Source organism: Pseudomonas sp. S1_E05, assembly GCF_056337105.1.
The window spans coordinates 842,078-855,559 of sequence record NZ_JBFRHM010000001.1; the positions used below are offsets into that span (position 1 = coordinate 842,078).

At 60.0% G+C, this 13,482-nt stretch carries 18 protein-coding genes; 5 read left to right on the top strand and 13 right to left on the bottom strand.

Annotated elements, in window-relative coordinates; translation table 11 throughout:
- Positions 1-21 precede the first annotated feature (21 nt).
- From AB4N33_RS03990 to AB4N33_RS04000, 3 genes are read left to right on the top strand one after another with little or no spacing between them, the layout of a single operon-like run.
- The gene (locus tag AB4N33_RS03990; RefSeq protein ID WP_476456497.1) at positions 22-711 is read left to right on the top strand and encodes a hypothetical protein; all 690 of its coding nucleotides are present in this window, start codon (positions 22-24) and stop codon (positions 709-711) included.
- Between the two features lie 59 nt (positions 712-770).
- On the top strand, positions 771-1,196 hold the full coding sequence (locus AB4N33_RS03995) for a cell wall hydrolase (protein WP_476456498.1): 426 nt from the start codon (positions 771-773) through the stop codon (positions 1,194-1,196).
- Positions 1,193-1,705 (top strand): lysis system i-spanin subunit Rz, encoded by a 513-nt coding sequence (locus tag AB4N33_RS04000; RefSeq protein WP_192308464.1) that lies wholly within the window; start codon positions 1,193-1,195, stop codon positions 1,703-1,705. Before AB4N33_RS03995 ends, AB4N33_RS04000 begins: the two co-directional genes overlap by 4 nt.
- A gap of 86 nt (positions 1,706-1,791) precedes the next feature.
- On the opposite strand, the gene AB4N33_RS04005 is transcribed toward AB4N33_RS04000, so the two are convergent.
- Positions 1,792-2,241 (bottom strand): carboxymuconolactone decarboxylase family protein, encoded by a 450-nt coding sequence (locus AB4N33_RS04005; protein WP_192308465.1) that lies wholly within the window; start codon positions 2,239-2,241, stop codon positions 1,792-1,794.
- 251 nt (positions 2,242-2,492) lie between these two features.
- Positions 2,493-2,882 carry a hypothetical protein gene (locus AB4N33_RS04010; RefSeq protein ID WP_192308466.1) on the bottom strand — a complete coding sequence of 130 codons (390 nt, stop codon included), beginning with the start codon at positions 2,880-2,882 and terminating at the stop codon, positions 2,493-2,495.
- Positions 2,883-3,143: 261 nt separating this feature from the next.
- On the opposite strand from AB4N33_RS04010, the gene AB4N33_RS04015 reads away from it, so the two are divergent.
- On the top strand, positions 3,144-3,374 hold the full coding sequence (locus AB4N33_RS04015; RefSeq protein ID WP_192308467.1) for a hypothetical protein: 231 nt from the start codon (positions 3,144-3,146) through the stop codon (positions 3,372-3,374).
- Here AB4N33_RS04015 and AB4N33_RS04020 read toward each other — a convergent pair.
- The 10 genes from AB4N33_RS04020 to AB4N33_RS04065 form a co-directional block, all read right to left on the bottom strand.
- On the bottom strand, positions 3,371-3,589 hold the full coding sequence (locus AB4N33_RS04020; protein WP_192308468.1) for a hypothetical protein: 219 nt from the start codon (positions 3,587-3,589) through the stop codon (positions 3,371-3,373). The genes AB4N33_RS04015 and AB4N33_RS04020 overlap by 4 nt on opposite strands.
- A 397-nt stretch (positions 3,590-3,986) precedes the next feature.
- Positions 3,987-4,958 carry an alpha/beta fold hydrolase gene (locus tag AB4N33_RS04025; RefSeq protein WP_460142125.1) on the bottom strand — a complete coding sequence of 324 codons (972 nt, stop codon included), beginning with the start codon at positions 4,956-4,958 and terminating at the stop codon, positions 3,987-3,989.
- A 131-nt stretch (positions 4,959-5,089) separates the two neighbouring features.
- Positions 5,090-5,287, bottom strand: coding sequence for a hypothetical protein (locus AB4N33_RS04030; RefSeq protein WP_460123292.1), 198 nt, complete (start codon positions 5,285-5,287; stop codon positions 5,090-5,092).
- Positions 5,288-5,687: 400 nt separating this feature from the next.
- Positions 5,688-5,918: a hypothetical protein gene (locus AB4N33_RS04035; RefSeq protein ID WP_460123294.1), complete on the bottom strand. Its 231-nt coding sequence runs from the start codon at positions 5,916-5,918 to the stop codon at positions 5,688-5,690.
- Positions 5,919-6,025: 107 nt separating this feature from the next.
- Positions 6,026-6,247 (bottom strand): hypothetical protein, encoded by a 222-nt coding sequence (locus tag AB4N33_RS04040; protein WP_460141423.1) that lies wholly within the window; start codon positions 6,245-6,247, stop codon positions 6,026-6,028.
- A 71-nt stretch (positions 6,248-6,318) separates the two neighbouring features.
- Positions 6,319-7,359, bottom strand: a complete 1,041-nt coding sequence (locus AB4N33_RS04045) for a DNA topoisomerase IB (RefSeq protein ID WP_476456499.1) — start codon at positions 7,357-7,359, stop codon at positions 6,319-6,321.
- 77 nt (positions 7,360-7,436) lie between these two features.
- On the bottom strand, positions 7,437-8,516 hold the full coding sequence (gene modC, locus AB4N33_RS04050) for a molybdenum ABC transporter ATP-binding protein (protein WP_460123302.1): 1,080 nt from the start codon (positions 8,514-8,516) through the stop codon (positions 7,437-7,439).
- Between the two features lie 3 nt (positions 8,517-8,519).
- Complete coding sequence (gene modB / locus AB4N33_RS04055) at positions 8,520-9,200, bottom strand: molybdate ABC transporter permease subunit (RefSeq protein WP_476456500.1); 681 nt, start codon at positions 9,198-9,200, stop codon at positions 8,520-8,522.
- A complete protein-coding gene (modA, locus tag AB4N33_RS04060; protein WP_476456501.1) occupies positions 9,201-9,947 on the bottom strand; it encodes a molybdate ABC transporter substrate-binding protein in 747 nt (248 codons plus the stop codon).
- A gap of 142 nt (positions 9,948-10,089) precedes the next feature.
- The gene (locus AB4N33_RS04065) at positions 10,090-11,154 is read right to left on the bottom strand and encodes an NAD(P)H-dependent flavin oxidoreductase (protein ID WP_476456502.1); all 1,065 of its coding nucleotides are present in this window, start codon (positions 11,152-11,154) and stop codon (positions 10,090-10,092) included.
- 237 nt (positions 11,155-11,391) lie between these two features.
- Here AB4N33_RS04065 and acuI point away from each other — a divergent pair, with 237 nt between their 5' ends.
- Complete coding sequence (gene acuI, locus AB4N33_RS04070) at positions 11,392-12,375, top strand: acrylyl-CoA reductase (NADPH) (protein WP_476456503.1); 984 nt, start codon at positions 11,392-11,394, stop codon at positions 12,373-12,375.
- Position 12,376: 1 nt separating this feature from the next.
- Here acuI and ada read toward each other — a convergent pair whose 3' ends face one another.
- Entirely contained in the window at positions 12,377-13,423 is a 1,047-nt protein-coding gene (gene ada, locus AB4N33_RS04075; RefSeq protein ID WP_460123317.1) for a bifunctional DNA-binding transcriptional regulator/O6-methylguanine-DNA methyltransferase Ada, read from the bottom strand.
- Between the last annotated feature and the right edge of the window lie 59 nt (positions 13,424-13,482).

Below are 13,482 nucleotides of genomic sequence, written 5' to 3' on the forward strand. Positions count from 1 at the left end.
TAACATACGGATACTATTAGGATGGCTGATCTCGTAGGACTTAGGGTCCGTGGTTCAGGCGGGGTACTGCAGATAGACGGCAATTTCTTCAACCTCGCGTTGAAGCAGAAAGGCCTGCTATCTGTCGTTTTCCAGCCTGACGGATATGGTTACGCCAATTTACAGGTTGTCGCGTCAAGCAAGGCTCTCATCGCTTTTTTGTGTCCCAACATGTGCTTCTTACGGACAATGTCCATAGGAAGTGGCGTAATAAATTGCCAGTTTCGGGCCATCAATGGGTCGTCTATTCAGTGGTTTTTATTTGACGACCCATCGACTATGTCGATCGGTAATCAGAAGCTGGGGTTGATAGTAAGGAATCGGATAACGCAGAAAGTTGTTTTTGATTCTCGATACAAATATATGAAAGTTCTTCAATCATATTCAAGTAGCAACTACGCCACTCCGCCGGCATTTTATTCTTTTCCCGGTCGAGCGGTTGCCATAGTGCAAGGACAGCTTTCTTATGCAATCACGCATGATTATATTGGACAGCCTCCAAACGGAATTGACGTAGCGCAATTTGAGGCTGTAACAACTTCGTCGCAGAACGGATCTGTCAATATAAGATTTTCGGCAGTAGTGTCGACAGAAAGCAGTGGGCAGCCCGTTGAGGAATCTGCTGATTACCCTAACTGCAACATCTTGATGATTGACGTCACTGGTATTTGACCGCGATTTATAGAATTAGACCTGCCATCGGGCAGGTATTTTTTCGCCTGGAGAAAAGCATGACCATCACCGAAAAGGACCGCGACGTCCTCGCTCGCACAATTTGGGGCGAAGCCCGCGGCGAATCGTCGGCCGGGAAAGTCGCTGTGGCCTGGACCATCCGCAACCGCGTGTTCGACGGAAAAGAGAAATCGTGGTGGGGCGAGGGTTACGCCGGCGTGTGCCAGGCACCGTGGCAGTTCAGCTGCTGGAACAAGACCGATCCGAACTACCCGTTCCTCATCGCCGTGAAGCAGATCCCATTCCGCGAGCTGGCGCAGTGCCGCGTTGTGGCTGACCAGGTTATTGACGGCAAGGTGCCGGACCCAGCCAGCGGCGCTACGCACTATTACGCGCTCGCCATGAAGACGCCGCCAGCCTGGGCGGCGAAAGCGACGCAGACCCTCAAGTTGGGCGGCCACGTCTTCTTCAAGGACGTGCCATGAGCCCGGCCTCGATGAAGCTTGCACTGGCCGGCGTAGTGCTGCTCGTGCTGATCGCCGCCGGCGGCACCTGGCAGGTGCAGGACTGGCGCTACGGGCGGCAGCTCGCCGAGCTGGCCCGCTCCCACACCGACACCCTCAATCAGCTGGCCATGGTCGGCGCCGCCGCACAGAAGAGCGAGCAGGACAAGCGGCTCGCGCTCGAGCAGCGCCTGACGGCCAGCGACCAAACCCACCACAAGGAACTGAGCGATGCTCAAGCCAATCAGGCTCGCCTGCGCGATCGCCTTGCTACTTCTGATCTACGGCTGTCAGTCATCCTCGCCCAGGGTTCAGCCGGTGGCTGTTCAGTGCCTGCCGCCACCGTCGCCGGCAGCATGGTTCATGCAGGAGTACGAGCCGAACTTGACCCAGCGCATGCTCAACGAATTATCGGCATCACCGATGAAGGCGACCGGGCGGTGATTGCGCTGAAGGCTTGTCAGGCTTACGTGCGGGATTTACTTGAATAGCTGGGAGTTGTTCTCGATCTGTAATCGAGGGGGAGTGCCACTGGCGAGCGGGTTGCCGGGCACTCGTGATTGCGTTCGAGAAGGGGTTAGGCCTTGGCTGCAGGTTTCAACCTGAAAGTGACACCCATACGGTTGAATGCGTTCATGGCGGCAATCGTTGCGGTCAGATCGACTAGATCTTTGGGCGCAAATACGGCGGATGCAGCAGCGTATGCGTCGTCGGATACGTGAGTTTCTCCGACCCGGGTAACTTCTTCTGCCCACGCCAACGCAGCACGCTCCTGATCGGAAAACAAATATTCCGCTTCGTGCCAGACCGGCACCATGAGCACCTTGTCTACAGACATGTACTCTTTGATGAGATCGCGGGAATGCAAATCGATGCAATAAGCACAGCCGTTGAGCTGCGATACCCGAAGAAATACCAGATGAATTATCGATGGCGGTAGATCAGTACCCGTGGTCACGTAATGATGCAAACCGGTCATAGCTTTTGCTGCACCAGGAGATACTTCGAACCAATTTTCGCGCGACATGAGGACTCCTCGGTAGTGGATGGTTGTATAGGCTAAGCTGATGAAGTTGCTTGTTTTATTGACTCTAAAGACAATGATGCATCGGGTCTAGATCCAATGCTCTTGTCTTTGATTGGTCCAATTTGAAAAAGGCTGCGATTCACAGCGAACTGTAAAAGACCGCTGCCGTTGCCAATGATTAATGGCTGACGGCTATTCTTGCGGCTGATCAGCCACGGGCCGGGGCTCATTACCCAGCCTTGAGGCTGACTTCACATCTCGGAACCTTCCCTGCGGCGCGGCAGTGGAGCAGAAAATGTCTCTTCACCTTTGAGGATTTTGATCTGTGCCGCCAGCTCGCTGATGTGTTTGCCATTGGCCATCAACTCCCAGGCAGTCTTCGTTTCGATATCGGTTGCCTTGCGCTTGGCGTCCGCCAGGTCGGAGCGAGCCTTGATCAGTTCAGCCCTGAGTTTGTCTCTCTCCTTGCAGACCTCGGCGTGCATCTGCACCAAGCCGAAAACGTCCTCGCGTGCTTTGCGGGCCTGCAGCGTCAGCTCCAAGACTTCGTTCTCATAAATGCGCAAGAAGTGCCGGCAAGTTTCAAGTTCGGTCGGACAGCCGAGCCAGTCGCTGGTGTCTTCGATTTCGTGCGGGTCCATGGTGAAGCCTTATCGATACTGTTTGCATATACAGTAATCGAGGCGAGGCTATTGGGCGAGGGCAGGGCGACGAATTGCGCCAACCATGGTGGCCGCTCGCCAGTCTTGTGGCTGGGCGCCCAAGGGCCATCCTCCCTCCTCACGTAGGAGAGGCGGTACTGATGGATAAGCAGTTGATCGGCTACTCGATTGTGTTGACGGTCGCCTGGGTTTCAGTGGTTCTGCTGGTGATGTATTGGATGTCGTAGTGAAGGTAATGGAATGGAAGGTTTGACCCTGGGTGACAAGATTGAGCGCGAGGCTGACAGGCTGCTTGCCCAGATCGCCCGCTCGGACTCGATGCTGGTCGCAGCGAAGGCTGGAGCCCGGGCGGAGGGGTTCGTGCTCGGTCTTGAGGCCGGGCGGGTATTGAATGCCGAGACCATCGAAAAGATGTACGTCATCTTCGAAGCCGCGACCGAGGCCCGGCTGAAGGAACTGGCTGGGGCCTAGCCCACGTCTTCTGGCGTCATCAGAACCGCCAGTGTCAGTTTGATGAACTCCTCATTCCTGTCGATCGTGTCCAGGGCGCCGCGCACGTTGTCAGCGACATCGGCTGAGCCGCTGGCCTCGACCCAGTTCGAAAGCTCCATGATGGCCGCTTCCAGGGCGAGCTGGTTTTCGTTGATCTTGAAGAGCAGGGTGGGGAGCAGATCAGAATTGGGCATTGGGATTCCTCCGTGGATAGAGGAAAGCGTAGCAGTTTGGGGGGGGGTGTTCGGTCGGCAGAACGCCGTGGAAGGAGTAGTGACGATATGCACTATCGGCATAAGCCGAAGCGCGGAAATTTGTTGGGCGTGTTTGAAAACTGGCTGCTCCCTGCGGATTTTTCCGGTCCGCAATTATTTTCTTACATGCGCAAACATTGGTCTTCGTGGCCGTGATTTGCTCCTGATTGCGGACCAGAAAACCTATCAGAAGGTGCAGCCTGATTGATTTCCCCTTGGGACTTAAAATCCCCTCGCTCGTAAGGGCTTCGGGCACCGCTCAAAATCAAGGGTTTGCGGGCGAAAGCCACTGCAAACCCTTGTTCGTTTCCAGCCCGCACACTCGCGAGCCAACCCGTCACCCCGTGATAAATGCCAACAAATCCGCATTGATCGTCTCTGCGTGCGTCGTGCACATGCCGTGTGGCAGGCCAGGGTAGGTTTTCAGCGTGCCATGCTTGAGCAGTTTGATGCTCAGGCGTGCGGAGTCTTCGATGGGCACGATCTGGTCGTCTTCCCCGTGCAGCACCAGGGTGGGCACCTGGATCATTTTCAGGTCTTCGGTGAAGTCGGTTTCGGAGAAGGCCTTGATGCAGTCGTATTGCGCCTTGGCACCGCCGTTCATACCCTGGCGCCACCAGTTGTCGATCACGGGTTGCGAGACTTTGGCGCCTGGCCGGTTGAAGCCATAGAACGGGCCGGCCGCTACGTCTCGGTAGAAGTTCGCGCGGTTGGCGGCGAGTGCTTCGCGAAAACCATCGAATACTTTCAGGGGCAAGCCACCGGGATTTTTTGCCGTTTGCAGCATGATGGGCGGGACGGCGCCGATCAGCACGGCCTTGGCGACGCGACCATTGCCGCCATGGCGTGCGACGTAGCGGGCTGCTTCGCCGCCACCGGTGGAGTGGCCGATGTGGACGGCGCCCTTGAGGTCGAGGTGGGCTGCCAGTTCGGCGAAGTCGGCGGCGTAGGTGTCCATGTCGTTGCCGGTGGCGGTCTGGCTGGACCGGCCGTGACCACGGCGGTCATGGGCGATCACGCGAAAGCCTTTGCTCAGGAAGAACAGCATCTGGTTATCCCAGTCGTCCCCGGACAGCGGCCAGCCGTGATGGAAAACGATGGGTTGGCCGGTGCCCCAGTCCTTGTAGAACAGACGGGTGCCGTCCTTGAGTGTGAGGTAGCCCGAACCCTGATGGTTTGATCGGCTGGCTGGCGCTGTGGGCCTGCCCGGCTGACCTGCCAGGGCAGGCACGGCCACTGCCAATGCGGCCACCGTCAGGCCAGCGTTCATCAGGGCACGGCGGGAGGTTCCTTGGATTTCGTCGGTCATGGTGAGCGTTCTCGTCTGGGTGCCGCGTTTGCGGCGGATGAACGAGAACACTATGCCCAGGCAGGACACGGAACCATCGTCCATGTGTATCGCATTGCCATACTTAAGTTTTGCCGCCGCAGGCGGCTGCGCTATGGCTGGCTGCCCCATTCCTGACGCCGCTCGACGCCCGCAGGGTTGCCCGTGTTCACCAGGCGTCTCTCCACCAGAATATTCTGTAAGGCCTGGCGGGCGCTGGGATCCAGTTGATGTTCGCGTTCCTTGAGCTCCAGCAGGATCGGACTGGACCACATGCGATAGGTTTTCTCGGCTTCATGAATACGTGTCATCGCTCCTCCTTGATCAGGTGTTCACACAACAGGTCGACGCCGGCTGGATGCGTTATCAATCCTAGCCGAGCAAACCCGTTATCGCTCCAGCCGAACGTCGTTCTCTTGCCTGTCAACTTGTCGCACCGTCGCGATGCCCAACGCGTCTTGGACGTTGATGCTCGCGGTTCAGAAAGAAGGCATTTTTAGTGGGCAAAAAAAGACCCGCATGCGGGCGGGTCAGGGTTCAAAAAGGAGTGATTTGACTGTACGAAGGCCAATGTGAATACGGCGTGAAACCGCTAGGCAAAAAAAGCCCGACACCCGGTCGGGTCGGTGTTTGGCGACAAACGGTCAGGCACAACGGAAGTCGGCGAACCACGCGTCACCGTCAGGCGTCCCGAGAAAGAATGTTCTTGCGTCATCTGAACCGTGGCAGTGGCCGATCGACGGGCTTGAGCGCCGACAGCGTATTGCGAATCAGCGGTGTGTCCTTCTCGATGTCGTTCAGGCGATCACGAATCCTGAGGGCGGTCGGGTGCCCCCCTTGATGATCGACCCAGTCGGCGATTTCCTTGCAAGCCGCCGCCAAGCGGGCCTGGCGTGAATCCAGCAAGGTCAACAGGGTGGTGATGGACTCTTTTTCGGACATGGCAAACCTCCGTTCAAGAAACCTGGCAAAAATGGCATCAAAAAGCCCGCCTCAGGCGAGCTGTTGCCGTTGCTGGTCCCTCAGCCATTTGAGTATAGACCCGGGCTTCAACCTTGCCGGGCGGTCACGCGTGATTGGGCATTGAGTTGCCGGCAAATGCGCTGGGCGTCTTCCTCGCATTCATAGCCGTCACCGATGAAGCCGTTGGTGCGAGTATCGGCGATGCGGTACCACACAGCGGCCTCAGGGGATTGATGTTCGGATTCCCCGGCTCGGCGGCCATGGATGACGATCTTGTTGCAGCGCTTGACGACGAAAAAGTCTTCCATTGCCCCACCGAAGCTGAATTTCTATCAGGTCTACTATAGAAGCCCTGCGTGATCGTGCAAAAAATGCGCGGTCAGTTCGTCGGTTGGTTGGCCTCGATCATCTGCTCAAGGTACATTGCCAACCCGACTTCTTCGGCGCGCAGGCCCTTGCGTGTTCTGGGTCGCGGCAATGCGGCCAAGGCCCCCAGCAGAAATCCCTCGAGTACCGCCGGGTGGATGTAGCACTTGCGGCACACTGCCGGAGTGTTGCCCAGTTGCCGTGCCACTTCCTTTACCATGTTTACGACATGGCGCTTGGCGTCCGACTCCGGCTCCCACTGCAGTTCACGCAGCACCGCCAGTGCCAGGGCGCTGCCGGCCCAGGTACGGTAATCCTTGGCGGTAAAGTCGGCGCCGGTCAGGCTTTGCAGGTAGGCGTTGACATCGGACGAAGTGACGCTGTGCCGCTCGCCGTTTTCATCCAGGTACTGAAACAGGTTTTGCCCCGGAATTTCCTGGCAGCGCTTGATGATCCGCGCCAGGCGCCGGTCCTTCACCGTGATCTGGTGTTCTACGCCGCTCTTGCCGCGAAACTGGAAACGGATCGCCGAGCCATTGACCTCGACGTGACGGTTGCGCAGGGTGGTCAGCCCATAGGAACGGTTGTCGCGCGCATACTGCGTATTGCCCACACGAATCAAGGTCGCATCGAGCAGGGTGATGACCGTGGCCATGACTTTGTCGCGACTGAAGCCCGGTGCGTCCAGCAGCGCTTCCAGTTGTCGACGCAGCTTGGGCAGGGCGAGGCCGAAGTCGCGCAAGCGCGAATACTTGTCGGCATCGCGCACCTCCCGCCAGCGTGGGTGATAGCGGTACTGCTTGCGCCCCCGGGCATCGCGACCGGTGGCTTGCAGGTGGCCACGAGGGTCGGCGCAGATCCACACATCGGTATAGGCCGGCGGAACGGCCAGGGCGTTGATGCGTTTGATTTCGTCGGGGTCGGTGATGCGCTGGCCCGCGGCGTCGAAATAGCAGAACTTGCCGCGCAGCTTCCTGCGGGTGAGTCCGGGCTGGGCATCGTCGACATAATGCAGGTCGGGGGGGAGCACGTCGGGCAGGGCGGAATCGGGCATGGCAACAATCCTTGGGCGCGAATCAGAGGGGCCGTTACAGCCATTGACCGCAGCTTGTTGCCGTCGTGCCAGCGAATTTACGCCAGCACGGCCACCGCCTTGATTTGCGCCCAGAGCTGCTGACCGGGGTGCACATTCAACTGATCACGGGAGTAACGGGTGATGCGCGCCAGCAGCGGCGTGCCAGCGGCGTCCAGACGGATCAGGACGTGAGCGGCATTCTCCGCGCCCAGCTCACTGACCACCGTCACCGGCAGGCGATTGAGGATGCTGCTGGGTTCGTTGCCATGCAGGCTCAGGCTGACATCCCGCGCCTGCACCTTGCCGCGCAGCGCCTGGCCGACCGCCATCGGTGTGTGGGCCACACGAATGTTCAGCTCGCTGTTGGGCAGTTGCAGGGTCAGCAGTTGATAATCGCGGTCATAGGCACTGACCTGGCCTTCGATCACTACGCCGGCGTCATCGCCCTGGGCCAACGGCAAGTCGAGACGGGCCAGGGTGTCGCCGATGGGACCGCTGGCCAAGGCTTTGCCCTCGCTGAGCAGCACGATATGGTCGGCCAGCCGCGCCACTTCATCCTGAGAATGGCTGACGTACAGCACCGGGATGTCGAGATCATCGTGCAAACGCTGCAGATACGGCAGTATTTCGTTTTTGCGTTGCGCATCCAGCGCCGCCAGCGGTTCGTCCATCAGCAGCAGTTGCGGGCTGGTCAGCAGGGCGCGGGCGATGCCGACACGCTGGCGTTCGCCGCCGGACAGGTGTTGTGGATGGCGATCGAGCAGATGGCTGATCCCCAGCAACTGGGTGGCATGCGTCAGGTCTACCCGGCGCTGCGGCTTCGGGATGCGCTTGAGGCCGAACTCCAGGTTGGCCCGCACCGACAGATGCGGGAACAGGCTGGCCTCCTGGAATACATAACCAATGGCACGCTTGTGCGGTGGGACGAAAAGGTTCTTTTCGCTGTCCTGCCAGACTTCATCGTTGACCTGGACAAACCCCTGTTCGGCGCGCTCCAGACCGGCGATACAACGCAGGCAGGTGGTCTTGCCCGAGCCGGAGTGACCGAACAGCGCGGTGACGCCGCGCCCCGGCAATTTCACATCCACATCCAGGGCGAAGCCTGAATACTTCAACTTCAAGCGCGTGTGAATCATCGATCAGCTCCAGCCGGCTTTGGTTTTGCGGCTGGAATACAGCGCCAGCAACACGGCGAACGAGAACACCAGCATGGCTCCGGCCAGCCAATGCGCCTGGGCATACTCCATGGCTTCGACGTGATCGTAGATCTGCACCGAAACCACTCGGGTCTTGTCGGGAATGTTGCCGCCGATCATCAGCACCACGCCGAACTCGCCGACGGTGTGGGCAAATCCCAGGATCGCGGCGGTGATGAAGCCCGGTCGGGCCAGGGGCAGGATGACGCTGAAGAACACGTCCCAAGGGTTGGCGCGCAAGGTCGCGGCCACTTCCAGCGGGCGGGTGCCAATGGCGGAAAAGGCGTTTTGCAGAGGCTGCACCACAAACGGCATCGAATAGAGCACCGAGCCTATGACCAGGCCTGCAAAACTGAAACTCAGGGTGCCAAGCCCCAATGACTGGGTTAACTGGCCGACAAAGCCGTTCGGCCCCAGCGCCAGCAACAGATAAAAACCAATCACCGTCGGTGGCAGCACCAGGGGCAGGGCGACGATGGCGCCGACCGGGCCGCGCAGCCAGAAACGGGTGCGCGACAGCCACAGTGCAACGGGAGTGCCGACAATCAGCAGGATGACCGTGGTCAGGGAGGCCAGCTTGAGGGTCAGCCAGATTGCGGAAAAATCGGCACTCGACAGGGACATTTAGAGCTCGTAGCCGTAGGACTTGATGACCGCAGCGGCTTTGGGCCCCTTGAGGTAGTCAACCAGCGCCTTGGCGGCCGGGTTGTCCTTGCCCTTGTTGATGATCACTGCGTCTTGTTTGATCGGATCGTGCAGGCTGGCGGGAACGATCCACGCCGAGCCGCTGGTGACTTTGCCGTCTTTATAGATCTGCGACAAGGCGACAAAGCCCAGTTCGGCATTGCCGGTGGAGACGAACTGGAAAGCCTGGGTAATGTTCTGGCCTTCGACGAGCTTGTCCTTGACCTGGTCAGTCAGGCCTTGTTTGGCCAGGACTTGCGTGGCAGCGAGGCCGTAAGGTGCAGTTTTCGGGTTGGCAATCGACAGGTGCTTGTATTGGTTGTCGGCCAGGACCTTGCCCTTGGCATCGACGTAACCGTCCTTGGCCGACCACAGCGCCAGGGTGCCGACCGCATAGGTGAAGCGCGAACCCTTGACCGTGTCACCCTCGCTTTCCAGTTTGGCCGGGGTGGTGTCGTCGGCCGACAGGAACACCTCGAACGGCGCGCCGTTCTTGATCTGCGTGTAGAACTGGCCGGTGGCGCCGAAGGAAGTGACCAGTTTGTGCCCGGTGTCTTTCTCGAAGTCGGCAGCGAGGGACTGGATGGGCGCTGTGAAGTTGGCCGCGACGGCGACCTGGACTTCGTCGGCGTGAGCGAAGGCCGTGGTGAAAACGCCGAGCAGGGCGGCAGAGACACGAATGGTCATGAAAAACAGCTCCGTTATAGGCAGTTATTTCGAGAGATAAATCGCTATGTAAAAAACTATATAGCGAAATGCCTGTAAACGGAATCCATCGGATGCGTCGAATTGCCTCGTAGCAGCCAGCGACGGCTGCTACGAGGGATCATCAGGCGCGAGTCAGTTTGGCCAGGCCTTCTTTGGCGAGTTGCCGGGTCAGCTCGGCCGTTGTCATCTCGACGGACAACCGGAACGCCTGTCCGGCCCAGAGATTGGCGAACTGAGCTTCACCCTTGGCGCGCAGCGGCATCAAGGCACCACCGGCCAAGGGGAAAGCCGGTGCCTTGTCGCTCATGGGGCCGAGTTCATGCATCACTCGATTGAAAATGCCCCGGGCCGGGCGGCCCGTGAACAGGTTAGTGAGTGCGGTGTCGCTTTCTTTTGCGGTGCGCAACGCCTGGTGGTGGGAAGCGCTGACCTTGGCTTCTGGCGTGAACAGATAGGCCGTGCCGACTTGCACCGCCGAAGCCCCGAGCACAAACGCCGCGGCAACACCTCGTGCATCGGCAATGCCACCGGCGGCAATCACCGGGACCTTCACCGCGTCGACGATCTGCGGCAACAACGCGAAGAGACCGACCTGTCTGCTGACGTCATCGGCGATGAACATGCCGCGATGGCCGCCGGCCTCGTTGCCCATGGCGATGATCGCATCGCAGCCATGCTGTTCCAGCCAGATGGCTTCCTCGACCGTGGTGGCCGAGGACAGAACCTTGGCCCCGGTCGCCTTGACCCGGTCGAGCAAGGATTTTTCCGGCAGGCCGAAGTGAAAACTCACCACTTCGGGACGCAGTTCTTCAACGATTTTGCAGGTGGCATCATCGAACGGTGCGCGATTGGACACGGGTGTCGGTGCGTCGAAATCCACGCCCAGTTCGCGGTAGTAAGGTTCCAGCAGATTTTTCCAGTCCCGGGCACGCTGTTCATCGCCGGCGGGCGGCTGGTGACAGAAGAAGTTGACGTTGATGGGGCGACTGGATTGCTCGCGAATGCTTTTCAGGTCCTCGCGCAGTTGCTCGGTGCTCAACATGGCGGCCGGCAGGGAGCCCAGGCCACCGGCCTCGTTCGTCGCGACCACCATGGCGACAGTGGTTGCACCGGCCATGGGCGCCTGGATGATCGGCAGTTCGATCCCCAGCAGGTCAATGATTCGGGTGTCTGGCCATTGGCTCATTTGCAGGTTTCTCCGACATCAAAACAGGGCAGGGAGGGTTTTACCACGCCACCCCTGTAGGAGCGAGCTTGCTCGCGATGGCGGCGTGTCAGTCGCCTTGATGCTGGATGTGCTGGACCCATCGCGAGCAAGCTCGCTCCTACAGGGGGTGGGGGTGGCCGAAAGTCGGGTGTGGGGATCGGGCGCGAATGTGTTATTCCATTGCATCACAACCCGACAAATGCGCAGGAGACAGCCATGTTCCAAGGTATTTTGATCGACAAGGACGACAGCGGTTACCGTGCCTCGCTGCAACAGATCAACGACGATCAACTGCCCGAGGGCGATGTGACGGTGCGGGTGGCGTACAGCACGCTGAATTTCAAGGACGGTCTGGCCATCACCGGCAGCAGCCCGGTGGTGCGCAAATTCCCGATGGTGCCGGGTATCGATCTGGCAGGGACAGTAGAAAGCAGCGGGCATCCGGACTACAAGGTCGGTGACCAGGTCCTACTCAATGGTTGGAGTGTCGGCGAAGGGCACTGGGGTGGGCTGGCGCAGAAGGCGCGACTCAATGGCGACTGGCTGATCCCGCTGCCACACCCGTTTTCTCCCGCCCAGGCCATGGCCATTGGCACCGCCGGTTACACGGCGATGCTGAGTATCCTGGCGCTGGAACATAACGGCGTAGCCCCTGAACAGGGCGAAGTCCTGGTGACCGGCGCCAACGGTGGAGTCGGCAGTTTTGCCATTGCCTTGCTCAGCAAGCTCGGATACCGGGTAGTCGCCTCCACCGGGCGCACCTCGGAACACGATTACCTCAAGCGCCTGGGCGCCAATGAAATCATCGACCGTGCCACGTTGTCAGAGCCGGGCAAGCCACTGGCCAAGGAGCGTTGGGCGGCGGTGATCGACTCGGTGGGCAGCCACACCCTGGCCAACGCCTGTGCCAGCACCAAGGCCAACGGCACGGTTGCCGCGTGCGGCCTGGCCCAGGGCATGGATTTCCCGGCGTCTGTGGCGCCGTTCATTCTGCGCGGCGTGACCCTGGCCGGGATCAACAGCGTGACCCAGCCCAAGGCCAGACGCATCGAGGCATGGAACCGACTGGCCAGCGATCTGGACTGCGCGTTGCTGCCGCTGATCAGTCACGAAATCGGCCTCAGCGAAGCGATCGAAGCCGCACCGCGTTTGCTCGCCGGCCAGTTGCGTGGGCGGGTGGTGGTGGATGTGAACCGCTGATTCAGTGCGACTCGCGGTCCAGTAACAGGCGTTTGCGCTCCACGCCCCAGCGGTAGCCCGACAGATTGCCATCGCTGCGCACCACGCGGTGGCAGGGGATGGCCACCGCGATGCTGTTCGCGCCGCAGGCCTGGGCCACGGCGCGCACGGCCTTCGGCGCGCCGATGCGCTGGGCGATATCGGCGTAGCTGGCGGTGCTGCCCACCGGGATTTCACGCAGGGCTTGCCAGACCCGCTCTTGAAACGCCGTGCCGCGCACGTCCAGCGGCAAATCCAGGCCGATGGCCGGGGCTTCGATAAAGCCGACGACCCTGGCGATCAGTTGCTCGAACTCGGGGTCGGCGCCGATCAGGTTGGCGCGGCGAAACCTGTCCTGCAGGTCGCAGACCAACTGGTGCGGATCGTCGCCCAATAGAATCGCGCAGACACCCCGCGAGCTTTGCGCGACTAATATTGCGCCTAACGAACACTGGCCGACGGCAAAACGGATGTCGTTGTTCTGCCCCTCGGCACGGTAGTCACCGGGCTTCATGCCCAGCACCTGGTCCGCCGCCGCATAAAAACGCCCGTTGGAATTGAAGCCGGCGTCATACAGCGCATCGGTCACCGAACCTGCCCCCGCCAGGTGCTGACGGACCTTGCGCGAGCGGTGCGCCGTGGCATAGCCCTTGGGGGTCAGGCCAGTGATGGTTTTGAATACTCGATGGAAGTGAAAACTGCTCAAGCCGGCCGCATCGGCCAACTCGCCCAGGGTCGGCAAGTGCTCGGCGGACTCGATCTGGCGACACGCCGCGGCGACCGTCGCTGCATGTTGCGTGGCGCCGTCGCTGTGATCCTTCACCGCACGTTTGCTCGGACGATAACCCGCCGCCTGGGCCTGCTCGGCTGAATCGAAGAACTCGACGTTCTGCGGTTTGGGCAAGCGGGCCAGGCTGCTCGGGCGACAGTACACCCCTGTGGTTTTCACCGCATACACAAACTGTCCGTCGGCGCGGGGATCGCGGGCGACGACGGCGGCCCAGCGGGGATCGTTCTCGATGGTGGTCATGGCGTGAAGTCCGTTGATCCGTTTGAGTCAGATTAACCAGTCGACGAGGTCGCTGCACT